The sequence below is a fragment of the Corallococcus exercitus genome, from assembly GCF_042231735.1.
GTDB classification, from domain to species: Bacteria; Myxococcota; Myxococcia; order Myxococcales; family Myxococcaceae; genus Corallococcus; species Corallococcus exercitus_B.
Genome location: NZ_CP102577.1, coordinates 8,939,404 through 8,955,088 on the forward strand (window position 1 = coordinate 8,939,404; position 15,685 = coordinate 8,955,088).

The 15,685-nt window shown below is 74.5% G+C and carries 15 protein-coding genes; 10 read left to right on the forward strand and 5 right to left on the reverse strand.

Annotated features, from left to right (window positions below):
* The first annotated feature begins 24 nt into the window (after positions 1 to 24).
* Positions 25 to 783, forward strand: coding sequence for a hypothetical protein (locus NR792_RS35950; RefSeq protein ID WP_375757226.1), 759 nt, complete (start codon positions 25 to 27; stop codon positions 781 to 783).
* A gap of 28 nt (positions 784 to 811) precedes the next feature.
* Here the strand turns inward: NR792_RS35950 and NR792_RS35955 are convergent, their stop codons facing one another.
* On the reverse strand, positions 812 to 2,101 hold the full coding sequence (locus tag NR792_RS35955) for a universal stress protein (RefSeq protein WP_375757227.1): 1,290 nt from the start codon (positions 2,099 to 2,101) through the stop codon (positions 812 to 814).
* 349 nt (positions 2,102 to 2,450) lie between these two features.
* On the opposite strand from NR792_RS35955, the gene NR792_RS35960 reads away from it, so the two are divergent.
* Together NR792_RS35960 and NR792_RS35965 are read left to right on the forward strand one after the other, a co-directional pair.
* Positions 2,451 to 4,919, forward strand: coding sequence for a cation-translocating P-type ATPase (locus NR792_RS35960; RefSeq protein WP_375757228.1), 2,469 nt, complete (start codon positions 2,451 to 2,453; stop codon positions 4,917 to 4,919).
* A gap of 198 nt (positions 4,920 to 5,117) precedes the next feature.
* Positions 5,118 to 6,542, forward strand: coding sequence for an MBL fold metallo-hydrolase RNA specificity domain-containing protein (locus tag NR792_RS35965; protein WP_375757229.1), 1,425 nt, complete (start codon positions 5,118 to 5,120; stop codon positions 6,540 to 6,542).
* A gap of 9 nt (positions 6,543 to 6,551) precedes the next feature.
* Here NR792_RS35965 and NR792_RS35970 read toward each other — a convergent pair whose 3' ends face one another.
* Positions 6,552 to 7,568: a 2-hydroxyacid dehydrogenase gene (locus NR792_RS35970; protein ID WP_375757230.1), complete on the reverse strand. Its 1,017-nt coding sequence runs from the start codon at positions 7,566 to 7,568 to the stop codon at positions 6,552 to 6,554.
* A gap of 248 nt (positions 7,569 to 7,816) precedes the next feature.
* Here NR792_RS35970 and NR792_RS35975 point away from each other — a divergent pair, with 248 nt between their 5' ends.
* From NR792_RS35975 to NR792_RS36005, 7 genes are all read left to right on the forward strand, one after another.
* Positions 7,817 to 8,026, forward strand: a complete 210-nt coding sequence (locus NR792_RS35975; protein ID WP_375757231.1) for a hypothetical protein — start codon at positions 7,817 to 7,819, stop codon at positions 8,024 to 8,026.
* Positions 8,023 to 9,069: a hypothetical protein gene (locus tag NR792_RS35980; RefSeq protein ID WP_375757232.1), complete on the forward strand. Its 1,047-nt coding sequence runs from the start codon at positions 8,023 to 8,025 to the stop codon at positions 9,067 to 9,069. Before NR792_RS35975 ends, NR792_RS35980 begins: the two co-directional genes overlap by 4 nt.
* An 83-nt stretch (positions 9,070 to 9,152) precedes the next feature.
* Positions 9,153 to 9,467 (forward strand): TraR/DksA family transcriptional regulator, encoded by a 315-nt coding sequence (locus NR792_RS35985; RefSeq protein WP_375757233.1) that lies wholly within the window; start codon positions 9,153 to 9,155, stop codon positions 9,465 to 9,467.
* Positions 9,468 to 9,529: 62 nt separating this feature from the next.
* Positions 9,530 to 10,972, forward strand: coding sequence for a sigma-54-dependent transcriptional regulator (locus tag NR792_RS35990; RefSeq protein ID WP_375757234.1), 1,443 nt, complete (start codon positions 9,530 to 9,532; stop codon positions 10,970 to 10,972).
* Positions 10,948 to 12,147: a sensor histidine kinase gene (locus tag NR792_RS35995; RefSeq protein ID WP_375757235.1), complete on the forward strand. Its 1,200-nt coding sequence runs from the start codon at positions 10,948 to 10,950 to the stop codon at positions 12,145 to 12,147. Before NR792_RS35990 ends, NR792_RS35995 begins: the two co-directional genes overlap by 25 nt.
* Complete coding sequence (locus NR792_RS36000; protein ID WP_375757236.1) at positions 12,147 to 12,848, forward strand: response regulator; 702 nt, start codon at positions 12,147 to 12,149, stop codon at positions 12,846 to 12,848. The genes NR792_RS35995 and NR792_RS36000 overlap by 1 nt, the downstream gene beginning before the upstream one ends.
* Positions 12,845 to 13,957, forward strand: coding sequence for an ATP-binding protein (locus tag NR792_RS36005; RefSeq protein ID WP_375757237.1), 1,113 nt, complete (start codon positions 12,845 to 12,847; stop codon positions 13,955 to 13,957). The genes NR792_RS36000 and NR792_RS36005 overlap by 4 nt, the downstream gene beginning before the upstream one ends.
* A gap of 4 nt (positions 13,958 to 13,961) precedes the next feature.
* On the opposite strand, the gene NR792_RS36010 is transcribed toward NR792_RS36005, so the two are convergent.
* The 3 genes from NR792_RS36010 to NR792_RS36020 form a co-directional block, all read right to left on the reverse strand.
* Complete coding sequence (locus NR792_RS36010; RefSeq protein ID WP_375757238.1) at positions 13,962 to 14,477, reverse strand: hypothetical protein; 516 nt, start codon at positions 14,475 to 14,477, stop codon at positions 13,962 to 13,964.
* An 83-nt stretch (positions 14,478 to 14,560) separates the two neighbouring features.
* Positions 14,561 to 15,259, reverse strand: a complete 699-nt coding sequence (locus tag NR792_RS36015) for a lytic transglycosylase domain-containing protein (protein WP_375757239.1) — start codon at positions 15,257 to 15,259, stop codon at positions 14,561 to 14,563.
* Positions 15,260 to 15,511, reverse strand: a complete 252-nt coding sequence (locus NR792_RS36020; protein ID WP_375757240.1) for a hypothetical protein — start codon at positions 15,509 to 15,511, stop codon at positions 15,260 to 15,262.
* Positions 15,512 to 15,685: the final 174 nt, after the last annotated feature.

The following is a 15,685-nucleotide window of genomic DNA, read 5'->3' on the forward strand; positions in this document are numbered from 1 at the left end:
TTCCCCTGGCGGCTGGAATCACCCATGCGCCTCTCGCGCCGGCTCCTGCTCTCGCTGTGCCTGTGGCTGGGGCCGTCTGGCGCGCTCGCGCAGGATGGGCTCGCGCGGCTGGGCGTGGCTTCCGGGGAGCGTGCCCGGCAGCTGGCCCAGGTCGGGCTGCGCCTGCGGGAGAACGCGGAGGCGGCGCGCATCGAGGAGGCGGCGCGCGATGACGTCGCGGAGCTGCTCTCGCGCGGCACTCGGAACGCGGGCCCGGAGACAGAGCGGGACGTCCCGCCGCTGCCCGACAGCGACCGGCGGCGGTTGGCGCAGGAACTGGCGGCGCTCGATGCGCGGGTGGCCGCCCGGGCCGCCTGGCGGGCCCGGTGGCTGGTGGCCGCGGGGCTGGAGGTGGACCCCGTGCTGCGGCGGCTTCCGGGGGATCCGCCCGAGCCGTGGCTCGCGGACGTGACCCTGGACCCGGCCGCCCTCGTTGCACGCGTTCATGACGCCTCCAGACGCGAGCAGGTGCGCGCGTACGTGCGTGAGCACGCGGGGCTCCAGGCGCGGCTCGCCACCCTGGAGGCGCTCGTGCCCGTCCAGGCGGAGGCGCTCGCCCGGGCCCGGGGGGGACTGGTGGAGGGCCGGGTGCCGCTGGAGGACATGCTCACGCGGCTGCACGTGAACCTGGCGCTGGAGCTGAAGGTGCTCGCCCTGCGGGTTCGCCGTGAGCAGACCGTCAGGGAGCTGGCGGCGCTGCTGGCGTGCACCCCCGAGTCCGTCGTCGTCACCGGCGCCCGCTGAGGCGCGGGCGCCGGGGGACGCTCGCGCTTCAGCGCACGGGCGGACGCAGCACGAGCACGGGCCGGCGGCTCTGGGCAAGCACCTTGCGCGCCACCGAGCCGAGCAGCGCCTCCTTCACACCGCCGTGGCCGCGCGAGCCCAGGCAGAGCAGCTCCGCGTCCATCCGCTCCGCGGCCTGCACCAGCGTGAGCGCCACGTCCTCGCCGTGGAGGACCTCCAGCCGCGTGGTGACCTTCCGGTCGTCCAGTCCCCGGGGCACGCGCTCCCGCAGGCGCTGCTTCAGGTCGCGGTGGAGGTCCGCGCCCGCGCGCTCGGGGACCACCGTCACCAGGTGCACCTCCGAGCCCGCGGGGGCCAGCGCGAAGGCGAACGGAATGGCCTCGTCCGCGAGCGGCGAGAGGTCCGTGGCCACCAGCAGCCGCCGCACCTGGGGCAGCGGCGCCTCGCCACGGGAGGCCGCGGGGCTCACCGGCACCACCGCCGCCGACATGGGCGCGAGCCGCAGGGCGTGGTGCGCCACCGAGGCCAGGTTGCCCAGGACGTTGTGCGGGTGCGTGCCCACCACCAGCAGGTCCGCCTCCTGCTCCCGCGCCAGGTCCACCAGGTGGTCCGCTGCGCGCCCCACCGCCATGCGCAGGTGCACGCGCGGCGCGGCGCCGGAGTCCGTGGCCGCCAGCGCCGCGACCTCCCGGTGGAGCACCTCCTCGATGCGGGGCGCCACCTCATCCAGGTTCATGGGCGTGGGCAGCCCCAGCCGCCGGCACTGCTCGAAGGCGTAGTAGACGTGCCCCGCCAGCAGCTCCAGGGGCCCATCCGCGGCCAGCTCCGTCAGCCAGCGCCGGGCGGCCTCGCTGCCGTGCGAGCGGTCCACTCCGAACATCACGCGCAGGGGCCGTGTCCCCTCGAGCCAGGCCCGGAAGGCAGCGGCGTCGCGCACCCGCAGCAGCGGCACCGAGCAGCTGCGCGCGATGCGCTCCAGGCTGACGCCCGAACCCAGGGCGGCGGGCTCGTCGCGGGGCGTCCCCACCACCAGGAGCCGCGCCTCGTGCGCGTCGCAGAAGACGGCCAGGGCCCGCGAGGAGCCGCTCTCCAGCAGGGAGGACTCCACGCGCGCGCCCAGCGGCTCCAGGCGCCGGACCTCCTCGCGCAGCAGCGCCCGCAGGCCCTCGCGCACGGGCTCGGCCGCGACCCGGAGCTGATCCGGGTGGACCTGATGGACGAGCCACAGCGGCTGGCCCCGGCGGGCGGCGATTCGCGCGGCCACCTCCGCGGCCTGACGGGAACCCTCGGAGAGGTCGGTTGCGCAGACGATGGACATGGAAGGACTCCGGATGGAGGAAGGCGCGGCACCACGGCTTGCCGGCGGGTTGGCTGAAATGGGGGACGGGCCCCACTGCCCCCAGGCCCTTACAGGATGCGTGCCGTCCGCCAGCCCGGCATCCCCCGCCTGGACCGCGCAAGGGTTGCGGCGCCTGGAGGCTCGGGCGCAAAAGCTGCGGGCCCCGCCGCCCCGGGCCCGCCTGCGCTCTTCGGCACGGGCTTCGCAATCCCGCCGGACAACCCCTGGCGCAGGAGCGACCCGAGATGAGCCCCCCTGGTTGGCTGGACCCCGAGCGTGGCCTCCGCGCGCGATGTCATGGCAGGCGCTCCCAGGGGGAGGTGGCGCGGTGAGCGCGGCGCGGGGTGCGGCGGTGGTCGCGAAGGCCCCGGAGACGCACTGGGGGCTGGGCCAGCAGGAGGCCCAGGCGCGGCTGCGCCAGCATGGCCCCAACCTGCTGACGCGCGAGCAGCCCACGTCGGCGTGGCGCTTCCTGGGCCGCCAGTTCCGCTCCGGGATGGTGTGGCTGCTGCTGGGCGCGTGCGGCGTGGCGGCGCTCCTGGGCGAGGGCGCGGACGCGGTGGCCATCGCCACCATCGTGGTCCTCAACGCGCTGGTGGGCTTCCTCCAGGAGTACCGCGCGGACCGCGCCGTGCTGGCCCTGCGCGCGCTCACCGCGCCCAGCGCCCGGGTGCTGCGCGACGGCGTGAGCGCCGTGATTCCGGCGTCCCAGGTGGTGCCAGGGGACGCGCTGGTGCTGGAGGCCGGGGACGTGGTGTCCGCGGACGCGCGGCTGCTCACCGCGCACGCGCTGCTCACGCTGGAGGCGGCGCTCACCGGGGAGAGCACGCCGGTGGACAAGCAGGTGGGCGCGCTGCCGGACTCCACCCCGCTGGCGGAGCGCAGGGACCGCGTCTTCATGGGGACCTCCGTGGCGGCGGGCACGGCGGTGGCGGAGGTGACGGCCACCGGCATGGACACGGAGCTGGGCCGCATCGCGCACCTGGTGCGCTCGGCGCAGGTGTCGCAGACCCCGCTGCAGCAGCGGCTGGAGGGCGTCACCCGCATGCTGCTGGTGCTGTGCGTGGTGGTGGGGGCCCTGGTCGCGGGGCTGGGGTGGATGCGCGGGGAGTCGGGCGTGGCGCTGCTGCTCGCGGCGGTGGCGCTCGCGGTCGCGGCGGTGCCGGAGGGGCTGCCCACGGTGGTGACGCTCGCGCTCGCGGTGGGCGTGCAGCGCATGGTGAAGGGCCACGTGCTGGTGCGGCGGATGCAGGCGGTGGAGACGCTGGGCTCCGCCACGGTCATCTGCACGGACAAGACGGGCACGCTCACCCTGGGCATCATGGAGGTGCGCGAGGTGTGGCCCCCGGAGTCCGCGCCCCGCGTGCTGGAGGTGGCCGCGGCGTGCTGCGACGCGGAGCTGCCGGTGCAGGGGCAGGGGCCCGGCGCGGGGGACCCCACGGAGCTGGCGCTGCTCGTGGCCGCGCGGGCAAAGGGCGTGGAGCGCGCGGACGTGGAGCGCGAGCGCCCCCGGGTGTCGGAGCAGCCCTTTGATTCGGACCGGCGGCGCATGAGCATCCTGCGCTCGGACGGGGTGCTCTACGTGAAGGGCGCGCTGGAGGCGCTCCTGCCGCTGTGCAAGCAGGTGCCTCCGGGCGTGACGGAGGCCCTGGCCTCGCTGGCGGGGCGCGCCCTGCGCGTGCTGGCGGTGGCGGAGGGGCGCGGCCCCGAGGAGCGGGACCTCACGCTGGTGGGGCTGGTGGGGCTGGCGGATCCGCCCCGGCCCGAAGCCGTGGAGGCCGTGCGCGCGGCGCGCGAGGCCGGGGTGCGCACGGTGATGATCACCGGCGACCACCCCGCCACGGCCCTGGCCATCGCGAAGGAGCTGGGCCTCCTGCGCGAGGGCGAATCCCCGGAGGGCATCGTGCACGCGCGGGCCACGGCGGAACAGAAGCTCCAGATCGTCCGGGGGTGGAAGGCGCGCGGAGAGGTGGTCGCCATGACGGGCGACGGCGTGAACGACGCCCCGGCCCTGCGCGAGGCGCACATCGGCATCGCCATGGGCCGCACCGGCGCGGAGGTCACCCGCGAGGCGTCCGACCTCATCCTCACGGACGACAACTTCGCGAGCATCGTCGCGGCCGTGCGCGAGGGGCGCGGCATCTACGAGAACATCCGCAAGACGCTCGTCTACCTGCTGGCCGGCAACAGCGGCGAGCTGGTGCTGATGCTCGGCGCGTCGCTCCTGGGACTGCCGCTGCCGCTGCTGCCCCTGCACCTGCTCTGGGTGAACCTCGTCACCGACGGACTGCCGGCCCTGGCGCTGGTCATGGACCCCGCCCCGCCGGACGTCATGCGGCGGCAGCCCCGGCGGCCGGAGGAGCCCATGCTGGGCCGGCGGGAGTGGGGGGCGGTGCTGGCCACCAGCCTGCTGGATGCCGGGGTCACGCTGGGCACCTTCCTCTGGGCGCTCGAGCGCATGCCCCTGGAGGAGGCACGCACCCTGACGTTCACCGCGCTGGTGTTCTGCCAGGTGCTGCGGGCCTTCGCCGCGCGCAGCGCTGGAATGGTCCACTGGGAGGTCGGGTCGTTCAGCAACCGGCTGCTGCTCGGGGTGGTCGCCGGCACGCTGGCGCTCCAGGTCGCCCTGCCGGAGGTGCCCATGCTCGCCGCATTCTTCTCGCTCGTCCCGCTGGACGCCGCGCACCTCGCGCTCGCCATGGGCCTGGGGTTCATCCCGGTGAGCGTGCTCGAGCTGCGCAAGCTGCTGGCGCGCGGCCTGTCACGCGGCCGCGGCCGGGCCCCTGCCCGGACTTGAGTGCACACCCACGCACGGGGCGTCCCGTCCAAGGAGGACATCGATGAAGGCCTGTTCGCTCATGCGGTGGCGGCAGCCGGCCGCCTTCCGGGAGGTGCCGGAGCCGGGTCCCGGCGAGGTGTTGCTCGAGGTGGGAGGCGCGGCCTCCGCTACTCGGGCCACCGCCCGCGCGGTCCTTGCGATGGGAAGGAGCAGGGCATGCACCTGATGCAAGACGAGGCGTCCACGGTCTCGCTGCGGTTCCTGGGGGCGGCGGGCACCGTCACCGGCTCCAGGTTCCTGTTGGAGAAGGAGGGCCGCGAGAAGGGCCGCGTGCTGCTCGACTGCGGCCTGTTCCAGGGGCTCAAGGCCCTGCGCCTGCGCAACTGGGCGCCGCCACCGTTCGACCCGGTGACGCTGGACGCCGTGGTCCTCAGCCACGCGCACCTGGACCACTCCGGGGCCCTGCCGCTGCTGGTGCGCGGCGGGTTCCAGGGCCCCGTCCACTGCACGCCGGGCACGGCGGACCTGCTGGGGCCGCTGCTGCTCGACTCCGCGTACCTCCAGGAGGAGGACGCGGAGCGGGCCAACCGCCACGGCTACACGAAGCACCGGCCCGCGCTGCCGCTCTACACGGTGGAGGACGCGCGGCGCGCGCTCGGCCTCCTGCGCACGCACCCCTACGGCACGCCCTTCACGGCGGGGGGCGGGCTGGAGGTGACGTTCCGGCGCGCGGGCCACATCCTCGGCTCGGCCACGGTGGACGTGGCCTGGGGGCGGGGGGACGCCGCGCGCCACCTGGTCTTCTCCGGGGACCTGGGGCGCCCGGGCCGTCCCATCCTGCGTGACCCGGAAGCCGTGCCCGGGGCGGACGTGCTGCTCTTGGAGTCCACCTACGGCGACCGCGTGCACGCGACCTGGCCGGAGGAGCATCTGGCGCGCATCATCACGCGCACGGCCCACCAGGGCGGCGCGGTGGTCATCCCCGTCTTCGCGGTGGGGCGCGCGCAGGAGCTGCTCTGGACGCTGCACCGCCTGCGCGGGGAGCAGCGCCTGTCGCACGTGCCCGTGTTCCTGGACAGCCCCATGGCGCAGGACGTGACGGAGCTCTACTGCCGCCACCCGGAGGACCACGACGTGGACATGCTGCGGCTCACCGGGCAGGCGCGCTGTCCGCTGTGCGCCTCGGAGCGCCACTGGGTGCGCACCCCGGAGGAGTCCCGGGCGCTGCTGGAGAGGGCGGGCCCCCGGGTCATCCTCGCGGCCAGCGGCATGGCCACGGGCGGCCGGGTGCTGCACCACCTGAAGCACCTGCTGCCGGACGCGCGCAACACGGTGGTGCTCGTGGGCCACCAGGCCGCGGGCACCCGGGGGCGCGCGCTCCAGGAGGGCGCGGCCACGGTGCGCATCCACGGCGAGGACGTCCCCGTGCGGGCGCGGGTGGAGACGGTGGACGGCCTGTCGGCGCACGCGGACCGGGAGGAGCTGCTCGGCTGGCTGCGCACCTTCCCGCGCCCGCCGCGCGAGACCTGGCTCGTCCACGGCGAGCCCGGCGCCAGCGAGGCGCTGGCGGCGAGCATCCGCGAGCGCATGGGCTGGCACGTGCGGGTGGCCCGCGACGGCGAGCGTGTGACGCTGGGGTAGGGCCGGGTTTCAGCGCGGGAGCACCTGCTCGGCCCGGACCTCCGTCACCCCCAGGGGCTCGCCGCGCTCGAAGCGCGCCACGCTCTCCAGCGTGGTCCGGGCGATGGCGTCCAGCGCCTCGCGCGTGAGGAAGGCCTGGTGCGCGGTGACGAGCACGTTGGGGAAGGTGAGCAGGCGCGCGAGCACGTCGTCCTGGAGCACCTGGCCGGAGAGGTCCTGGAAGAAGATGCCCTCCTCCTCCTCGTACACGTCCAGCCCCGCCGCGCCCAGGTGGCCTGACTTGAGCGCCTCCAGCAGGGCGTGGCTGTCGATGAGCGCCCCGCGCCCGGTGTTGATGAGCATGGCCCCGGGCTTCATCCGGGCGAGCGCCTTCGCGTCGATGAGGTGGTGCGTGGCGGGGGTGAGGGGGACGTGCAGCGAGAGGATGTCCGCGCGGCTCAGCGCGTCCTCCAGCGTCACGGGCTCCAGCCCCAGCGCCTCCGCGTCGCTGGCGGACAGCCGCGGGTCCACCGCGAGCAGCTTGCAGCCGAAGCCGTGGAAGATGCGGGCCGTGGCCCGGCCGATGCGCCCCAGCCCCACCAGCGCCACCGTCCTGCCGTGCAGGTCGAACCCCACCAGCCCGTCCAGGGAGAAGTTCCACTCGCGCACGCGCGCGTAGGCGCGGTGCACCTTGCGGTTGAGCGCGAGCACGAGCGCGGCGGTGTGCTCCGCCACGGCCTGCGGCGAATACTCGGGCACGCGCACGACGGCCATCCCCAGCCGGCCCGCCTCCTCCAGGTCCACGTGGTTGAAGCCCGCCGAGCGCAGCGCCACCAGCCGCGTGCCCCCCGCCGCCAGCGCCTGGAGGCACGGGCCGTCCAGCCGGTCGTTCACGAAGGAGCACACCGAGGGGAAGCCCGCGGCCAGCCCCACCGTCTGGGACGTCAGGCGGGGCTCGAACCAGGTGAGGGCATGGCCGAACGCGGCGTTGGCGGCCTCGAAGGCCGTGCGGTCGAAGCGGTGGGTGTCGAAGAAGGCGATGCGCATGGACGTGTCCCTTTTTCCGGCGCGCGACGGCGGCCGGGGCTTCCGTCCCCGGACACTGCATCCTCCATGCGCGGCCGCGACACCGGCCCGCGGGGCCTTCCGCGCGCGCAAGCGTTGCGCGGTGCTCGGGGCGGCCGCGCAATGCTTGCGGTGCACCGGCTGGCCCGCCCTGGCGCTGCCATGGCACGCATCCTGAAACTGAACGGACACGGCCCCGGGCGTTCCGGGCGCTCACCGGAGGTCGAGCCATGGATGCCAAGCGGGAAGCGGTTGGAGCGCAGCCGCGGCAGCGGTGGCGGGCCCTCCTGGAGGCGCAGGCGTTGGAGGCCGCGCGGGCGCGCCTTCCGCCGGAGGGCCTGCCCCGGTGCGAGGGGTGCGGCGCGGACATCGAGCCCGAGCGGCTCCAGGCGCTGCCCGAGGCGCGGTGCCGCCTGCGCGGCGCGGCGCGTGGACGATGAGCCCCTCCCCGAAGGCCCCGGTCTCCATCGGGTGGTTCGCGCTGGGCTACTTCGCCTGCTACCTGCCCTACAGCGCGCTGACGAAGGCGCTGAGCCTGGGCGCGCTGCCGGGCATGGCCTCGGGGCTGCCGGGCTTCGTGCTGCTGCCCTCCACGGCGCTGGCCACGCTGGTCGGGATGTTCGCCTACCTGGCGTGGAGCGGCTCCTTCCAGCACGCGGGGCGCCGGCGCTTCGGGCCGGTGGAACTGCCGTGGCCGGGGCGCTGGACGTTCCTGTCGGGCCTGTGCACCACGGGCATCATCGCCACCACCACGCTCGCGTACACCTTCGACGGCACCTCCATCGTCTTCATGATGCTGCTCATGCGCGGCGGCGTGCTGGTGCTGGCACCGCTGGTGGACCTGCTGGGGGGCCGGCACGTGGCGTGGCCCTCCCGCGTGGCGCTGGGCCTGAGCCTCGCGGCGCTGCTCGTCGCCACGCGGCCCGGCGCGGACTTCCGTCTCTCGCTGGTGGCCGGGCTGGACTGGGCGGTGTACGTCGTCAGCTACTTCGTGCGGCTGCGCTTCATGAGCCGGCTGGCGAAGAACCACGTCCCCGGCGCGCGCGAGCGCTACTTCGTGGAGGAGCAGATGGTGGCCGCGCCCGCGCTCGTCGTGCTGCTCGCGCTGTGGGCCTGCGTGGGCGTGGGGGGCGCGGCGGACCAGCTGCGCGAGGGCTTCACCGGCATGTTCACGCGCCCCACGCTGCCGGTGGAGCTGGCCGTGGGGCTGCTCTCCCAGGGCAGCGGCATCTTCGGCGGGCTGGTGCTGCTGGACGCGCGGGAGAACACCTTCACCGTGCCCATCAACCGCGCCTCCAGCGTGTTCGCGGGCGTGGGCGCGACGTTCGTGCTCTCACTCTGGCTGGAGCTCCCTGGCGTGAGCGGCCGGGAGCTGGCGGGCGCCGCGCTGGTGTCGGTGGCCGTCGCGGTGCTCGCGGTGCCGGGCGTGCTCGCGGCGCGGCGCAAGCGTCCCGCGCCCCTGTCCCTCCCACCGGCCTCCTGAGCGCCCCCATGGACCTGGAACGTGAAGACACGACCCTCGCAGGGAGCCACGGGCCACGTCGGCCGGCCCGGCCGGAGGACGCCATGCCCGCGGACCCCATGACGACGCGGGCGCGGCAGATGCTGCTGTCCCGCCAGAGCGCGCTGCGCGCGTCGTGCGCGGAGGCCCTACCCGCGGCTGGCGGCGCGGCGGATGCCTGCCCTCCCGTGCGGGGGGCGTACTTCCCGCCGCACGAGCTGGAGGAGGTGGAGGCTGCGCTCGAGCGCATCGCGCAGGGCCGCTTCGGCTGCTGCGAGCAGTGTGGGGGCGCCATCGGCCGGCAGCGGCTCCTGGCCGTCCCCGAGGCGCGCTGCTGCCTGACGTGCACGGATGCGCGGGCCCGGGACACGAGCGGATGACCTCCCTGGCCCCTTTCCTGGGGGCGTCGCCAGACGCCCCAGGTCTGGTAGTAAGCGGAGGCATGGCCCCAGAACGCATCCTGGTCGTGGACGACGAGGCGAACGCGCGGCGCGCCCTGGTCACCCTGCTGGGCGAGGAGGGGTACGAGGTGCGGGAGGCCTCGGACGGCGCCGAGGCGCTCGCCGCGCTCGATGACTTCTCGCCCGCGCTGGTGCTCACGGACGTGCGGATGCCCCGCATGGATGGGCTCACGCTCCTGCGCCGCGCGAAGGAGGCCGGCAGCGACGCGGCCTTCGTGATGATGACGGCGTTCGGCACGGTGGAGGCGGCGGTGGAGGCCATGCGCCAGGGCGCGGAGAGCTACCTCACCAAGCCCCTGGACCTGAACGCCGTGCTCGTCGTGCTGGGCAAGGCGCTGGAGACGCGCCGGCTGAAGCAGGAGACCCGCCAGCTGCGCGAGCGCGTGGCGGAGCGCTTCCGGGTGGGCAACATCATCGGGGACGCGCCCGAGCTGCAGGGGGTCTACTCCCTCATCCACCAGGCCGCCCCCACGCGGGCCACCGTCCTCATCCTGGGGGAGAGCGGCACGGGCAAGGAGCTGGTGGCCCAGGCGCTCCACGAGCTCAGCCCCCGCAAGGCGCGCCCCTTCGTGAAGGTGCACTGCGCGGCGCTCAGCGAGGGCCTGCTGGAGAGCGAGCTGTTCGGCCACGAGCGGGGGGCCTTCACCGGCGCCGTCACGCGCAAGGAGGGCCGCTTCGAGCTGGCGGACGGCGGCACCCTGTTCCTGGATGAGATTGGGGAGATCTCCCCGGCCGTGCAGGTGAAGCTCCTGCGCGTGCTGCAGGGCCGCGAGTTCGAGCGCGTGGGCGGCACGCAGACGCTGAAGGTGGACGTGCGCATCGTGGCGGCCACCCACCGCGACCTGGAGGCGGAGGTGAAGGCGGGCCGCTTCCGCGAGGACCTCTACTACCGGCTCAACGTGGTGTCGGTGACGCTGCCGCCCCTGCGCCGGCGCAAGGCGGACATCTCCGCGCTGGTGAGCCACTTCCTCGAGCGCTGCAACGCCCTCCACGGCAAGGCCGTGAAGGGGCTGGCGCCCGGCACCCTGGAGGCGCTGATGAGCCACGACTGGCCGGGCAACATCCGCGAGCTGGAGAACGCGGTGGAGCGCGCCGTGGTGCTCGCCCGGGGCGAGGAGCTGACGGCGGACGACCTGCCGCCGGTGCTGCGCGGCCCCCGCCCCAGCGCCGGGGCCGGTGACCGCCTCATCCCCGGCGCGACGCTCGCCACCATTGAACGCGAGGCCATCCTGCGCACCCTGGAGATGGTGCAGGGCTCCACCACGCGCGCCGCGGAGGTGCTGGGCATCAGCGTGCGGAAGATCCAATACAAGCTCAAGGAGTACGGCGGCGGTGGCGCCGTCCCGGACGAGGACGCGGCCGCCGAGCCCCAGGCCCCGCGCGCGAGGAAGGAGGCACCATGGAAGCCGGACCCGGAGACGTGACGGACAACGTCCTGGAGGAGCTCCAGCGCTACGTGGGCTTCTCCACCGACGACGGAGAGGCACTGCGGGAGCTGCACCCCATCGCGTGTGCGCACTTCGAGCGCATCGCGGACGTCTTCTACCGGCGCATCCTCGAGCACCCGGAGGCGCGCAAGGCGCTGGAGGGGGGCGAGAGCCAGGTGGGCCACCTCAAGGTGACCCTCCAGGACTGGATGGACTCGCTGCTCCTGGGGCCCTGGGACGCGGCGTACTTCGAGCGCCGCTGCCGCATTGGGCGGGTGCACGTGCGCATCCACCTGCCGCAGCACTACATGTTCGGCGCCATGAACCTCTTGCGTCAGGAGCTGATGGCGGTGCTGGAGGAGGCGCTGCGCGACGCTCCCGCCCGGGCCGCGCGCCTGGGCCGCGCGCTGGGGAAGATCCTCGACCTGGAGCTGGCCATCATGCTGCACACCTACCGCGAGGACCTGCTGGCCCAGGCGGCCCGGGCCGAGCGGCTGACGACCTTCGGGCAGCTGGTGGGCTCCATCGGCCACGAGCTGCGCAACCCCCTGGGCGTCATCGAGACCTCGCTCTTCATCCTCAAGGGCCGCCCGGCCGCGGCGGAGGACGCGCGCGTGCTCAAGCACCTGGACCGCATCGGTGAGCAGGTGGGGATCGCCAACCACATCGTCACCAGCCTGCTGGACATGATCCGCGCCCGCCCGCTCGTGCGCGCGCCGCTGCGGCTCGCGGACGTCTGGGCCTCCGCGCTGGAGGCCGTCGCGCCACCCGCGCACGTGCGCGTGGCCGCGGAGGGGCTGGAGGCCCTGCCCTCCCTGGAGGGGGACGCCGTGCAATTGCGGCAGGTCTTCGTGAACCTGCTGCAGAACGCGGTGCAGGCCCTGGGCGAGCGCGAGGGCGAGGTGCGGCTGACGGCGGACGTCCCGGAGGCCGGAGCGCGGCGCGTCCTGCTGGTGCTGGAGGACAGCGGCCCGGGCCTGGACCCGGCCATCCGCGCGCGCGTCTTCGAACCGCTGATGACCACGAAGGCGCGCGGGCTGGGGCTGGGCCTGGCGCTCGTGCGGCGCATCGTCGAACGGCATGGCGGCGGCATCGGCTACGCTCCCGCCGGAGGCGGGCCGGGAGGGGCCCGCTTCGTGGTGGAGCTTCCCCTGACGCCGGAGCCTTCCTGATGGGCCGCTTCCTCGTGGTGGACGACAACCGGGCCTTCGCGGAGAACCTGGCGGAGATCCTCGAGGACGCGGGCCACGCGGCCACCGTGGTGGACTGCGGCGAGGCCGCGCTGCAGGCCGCGCGCGCCGAGCGCTTCGACGTGCTCATCACCGACATGCGCATGGCTGGGATGAGCGGCGCGGCGCTGGTGCACCACCTGCGCCAGCGGGACCCGGGGCTCACAGCCATCGTCGTCACCGCGCACCCGGGAGAGGCCGAGCTCGCGCGCGCGTACGCGGAGGGCGTGCTCGCGGTGCTGCCCAAGCCGGTGCCGGTGCCCGCGCTGGTGGAGCTGCTCGCGCGGGCCCGCCGCGACGGGCTCGTCGTGCTGGTGGAGGACGACGCGCAGCTCACGGACAACCTCACGGAGGTGCTGCGCGAGCGCGGCTTCACGGCCGTGGTCGCGCACTCGGTGCCGGACGTGGCGGGGCTCAAGCCCGTGCGCCCCTTCGCCGCGCTCGTGGACCTGCGCGTGCCCGGCGGCCCCGACGGCGAGGCGCTGCGCCGCGTGCGGGAGCGCTTCCCCTCGGCCACCCCCTTCGTCGTCACGGCCTACCCGGAGGCGCTGCCCGGGGACTTCGAGGGCCGGTGGGTGCGCAAGCCCTTCGACACCGGGGCGCTGCTCGCCGCGCTCGAGCAGGTGCACGGAGACGGCGCGTGACGGCGCCGGGCGGCGCGGGGGAGCGGCCCCGGGTGCTGGTGGTGGATGACAACCCGGCGCTCCTGGACAACATGAAGGAGCTGCTGGAGGACCAGGGCTACGCGGTGTCCAGCGCGACGAGCTGCGCGGGGGCGCTGGAGCGGGCGCCTTCGGGCTTCGACGTGGCGCTGGTGGACATCCGGCTGCCGGACGGCGAGGGCACGAAGCTCGCGCCCCAGCTCAAGGCGCTGGTTCCGGACGGAGAGGTGGTGCTGCTCACCGGCCTGGGCATGCTGGAGGCGGCGGTGGCCGCGGTGCACGCGGGCGCGTGCGCGTACCTGCTCAAGCCCTGCGCCACACCGGAGCTGCTGGTGACCCTGGAGCAGGCGCTGCGCCAGGTGCGGCTGCACCGCGAGAAGCAGGTGCTGGCCCGGCGGGCGCAGGTGACGGAGAAGCTGGCCGCGGTGGGCACGCTGACCGCGGGCCTGACCCATGAAATCCGCAACCCCCTCAACGCCGCCGTCCTGCAGCTCACCGTCCTGGAGCGGCGGGTGCGCAGGCTGGAGGGGGCCGCCCAGGGGCCGCTGCTGGAGCCGCTGCTGCTGGTGCGCGATGAGATCCGCCGCCTGGACCACATCCTCGAGGACTTCCTCCAGTTCGCCCGGCCGCGCGAGTTCAGGTCGGCCAGCGTGGCGGTGGCGCCGCTGTTCGAGCGGGTGGGCGGCCTCCTGGCCTGGCAGGCCGAGCAGCGCGGCGTGGCGCTTCAGGTGGAGCCTCCGGAGGGGCTGGCGGTGTGGGGGGAGGAGGAGCGGCTGCGGCAGGTGCTGCTGAACCTCGCGCTCAACGCGCTGGAGGCGACGCCGCCAGGAGGCCGGGTGCGCTTCAGCGCGAGCGCGCGCGGAGGGGAGGTGGCCCTCAGCGTGGACGACAGCGGGCCCGGCGTGCCGGAGGACGTCCGCGGGAGGCTCTTCGAGCCCTTCTTCACGACGAAGGCGAGCGGCAGCGGGTTGGGGCTCTCCATCGTGCACGCCATCGTCACCCAGCACGGCGGCACCCTCCAGGTGGGGGACGGACCGCTGGGCGGTGCGCGCTTCACCGTGCACCTGCCCGCGACGAATCCGGAGGGGTGAGGGCTCAAGGCGCGGGTGTCACGCCGACGGTCCGCGCCTTGCCGTCCTTGTCCACCTCCAGCTTGAGCCGAGGCGTTCCCTGGGCGTCGTGGAGCACGATGCTCGCCACGCCGTCCACCACGCCCAGGGAGATGCGCTCCTTCCAGTCATGCCGGAAGGTGACGGTGGGCTTTCCCTGCTCCAGGCCCATGCACATGGCCTCGTAGCCCTCCTCGCTGTCGAAGCAGAGCCCGCGGACGCCAATGGCATCCAGCATCCCCAGCCCGCCAATCTCCTGTCCCGTGGGGCTCAGGAACTGGATGCCGTAGGCGGTGACGGCGCGCTTCAGGCCCTGGGGGTCGGGCATCGGCGCGGCGATGCGGATGCGCGCCTGGCCGTGCTCGTCGACGATGTTCAACTCCCGGACGGAGAGGGATTCCACGGGGCGGGTCGCGGCGGAGGGACCCGCGCACGCGACCAGGAGCAACCCCGTGGAGGAGACGGCGGCCAGCATGAACGGACGGAAGAGGGCAGAGGTCATGGGGCGCGAAGCTAGACGCCGCTTGCGCCCCTGTCCCCCGGGGGACGCAATGCTTCCGTCATGGGCGCGTCATGGGCCGCGCGCTACGCGGGCAGCGTGCCCTGGCCGGTGGCCAGCGTGTTCATGAAGGACTTCACCTTCCGCACGTAGGTGGCGTCGCCCGTGCCGGCGGGGATGGCGTCCGGGTTGCTCCGGTCCACGCCGTTGGGCCCGGAGTTGTAGGCGCGCAGGGCCAGCTCATCGCTGCCGAACTGCTCCTTCATGTCCTTCATGTAGAAGGCGCCCGCGAGGATGTTGGTCTCCGGGTCGGAGAGGTTCTTGCCCTGGAGCTCCGGGTGCTTGGCCTGCAGCTCCCCGTAGGTGTTGGGGTTGACCTGCATCAGGCCGGTGTCCGTCAGGCCGTTGCCGCCGTTGGTGGAGACGGCCTCCAGGTTGCCGCGCGACTCCTGCCAGATTTGAGCGGCCAGCATCTCCGCCGGCATGCCCGTCTTGGCGGAGGCGGACTCGATGGCGCCCCGGAACTTCTCCAGCGCCGGGGGCAGGTTGCCGCCCAGCTTCGAGCCGCCACCCTGGGACGGGGACACCTGCTGCGAAGCCGCCGGACCCACGACGCCGGTGTTGCCGTTGAGCGCCACCGGAGGACGCGCGGAGTCCTTCGGCGTGAAGCTGCTGTCGGAGAAGGGCTGTGAACCCGTGCCGCACTTGCCGCCCGCGGCGCCCTGCGTGCCCTGCGCACCCGCCAGGCCCTGGAGCCCCTGCGCGCCGCCCGCCGCCTGCGCCACCTACTGCACGATGGACGTCAGCGCCGACAGCGTGTCCTGCAGCAGCTTGCCCAGCTCCGCGCCCTGGGGGGAGCCGACGTCGAAGCCGTCCTGCTGGAGCGCCGCGAGCCCCGGGGAGGACAGCCGCGAGCCCGGCTTCTGGGCCGAGGAGAAGCCCTCCACGCCACCGCCCTGGAGGCGGGCGCTGCCGGCGTCATGCACCGGCATGCGGGAGACGGGAGTGGAGGCGCTGCGGAGGGGCGAGATGGCCATGGCGGGGACCTCGAAAGGGATTGGGGTTCGGTTGAAGCGATGCGGGACCCCATAGCAGCGCGTGTGCCAGCCCCTACGGGCCGCCCGGACGCGGGCAACCCTCGGATTTCACGGGCATCGCCAGGTGCCACTGGCGCGGGTCCTGGTGACTCCCGTCACCGGTCCGGTGCCCAC

Bases quoted from the DNA above. Each gene is read 5' to 3' on its own strand.
- NR792_RS35950 (WP_375757226.1), top strand. From the start codon at position 25: ATGCGCCTCTCGCGCCGGCTCCTGCTCTCGCTGTGCCTGTGGCTGGGG.
- NR792_RS35955 (WP_375757227.1), bottom strand. From the start codon at position 2,101: ATGTCCATCGTCTGCGCAACCGACCTCTCCGAGGGTTCCCGTCAGGCC.
- NR792_RS35965 (WP_375757229.1), top strand. From the start codon at position 5,118: ATGCACCTGATGCAAGACGAGGCGTCCACGGTCTCGCTGCGGTTCCTG.
- NR792_RS35970 (WP_375757230.1), bottom strand. From the start codon at position 7,568: ATGCGCATCGCCTTCTTCGACACCCACCGCTTCGACCGCACGGCCTTC.
- NR792_RS35975 (WP_375757231.1), top strand. From the start codon at position 7,817: ATGGATGCCAAGCGGGAAGCGGTTGGAGCGCAGCCGCGGCAGCGGTGG.
- NR792_RS35980 (WP_375757232.1), top strand. From the start codon at position 8,023: ATGAGCCCCTCCCCGAAGGCCCCGGTCTCCATCGGGTGGTTCGCGCTG.
- NR792_RS35985 (WP_375757233.1), top strand. From the start codon at position 9,153: ATGCCCGCGGACCCCATGACGACGCGGGCGCGGCAGATGCTGCTGTCC.
- NR792_RS35990 (WP_375757234.1), top strand. From the start codon at position 9,530: ATGGCCCCAGAACGCATCCTGGTCGTGGACGACGAGGCGAACGCGCGG.
- NR792_RS35995 (WP_375757235.1), top strand. From the start codon at position 10,948: ATGGAAGCCGGACCCGGAGACGTGACGGACAACGTCCTGGAGGAGCTC.
- NR792_RS36000 (WP_375757236.1), top strand. From the start codon at position 12,147: ATGGGCCGCTTCCTCGTGGTGGACGACAACCGGGCCTTCGCGGAGAAC.
- NR792_RS36010 (WP_375757238.1), bottom strand. From the start codon at position 14,477: ATGACCTCTGCCCTCTTCCGTCCGTTCATGCTGGCCGCCGTCTCCTCC.
- NR792_RS36020 (WP_375757240.1), bottom strand. From the start codon at position 15,511: ATGGCCATCTCGCCCCTCCGCAGCGCCTCCACTCCCGTCTCCCGCATG.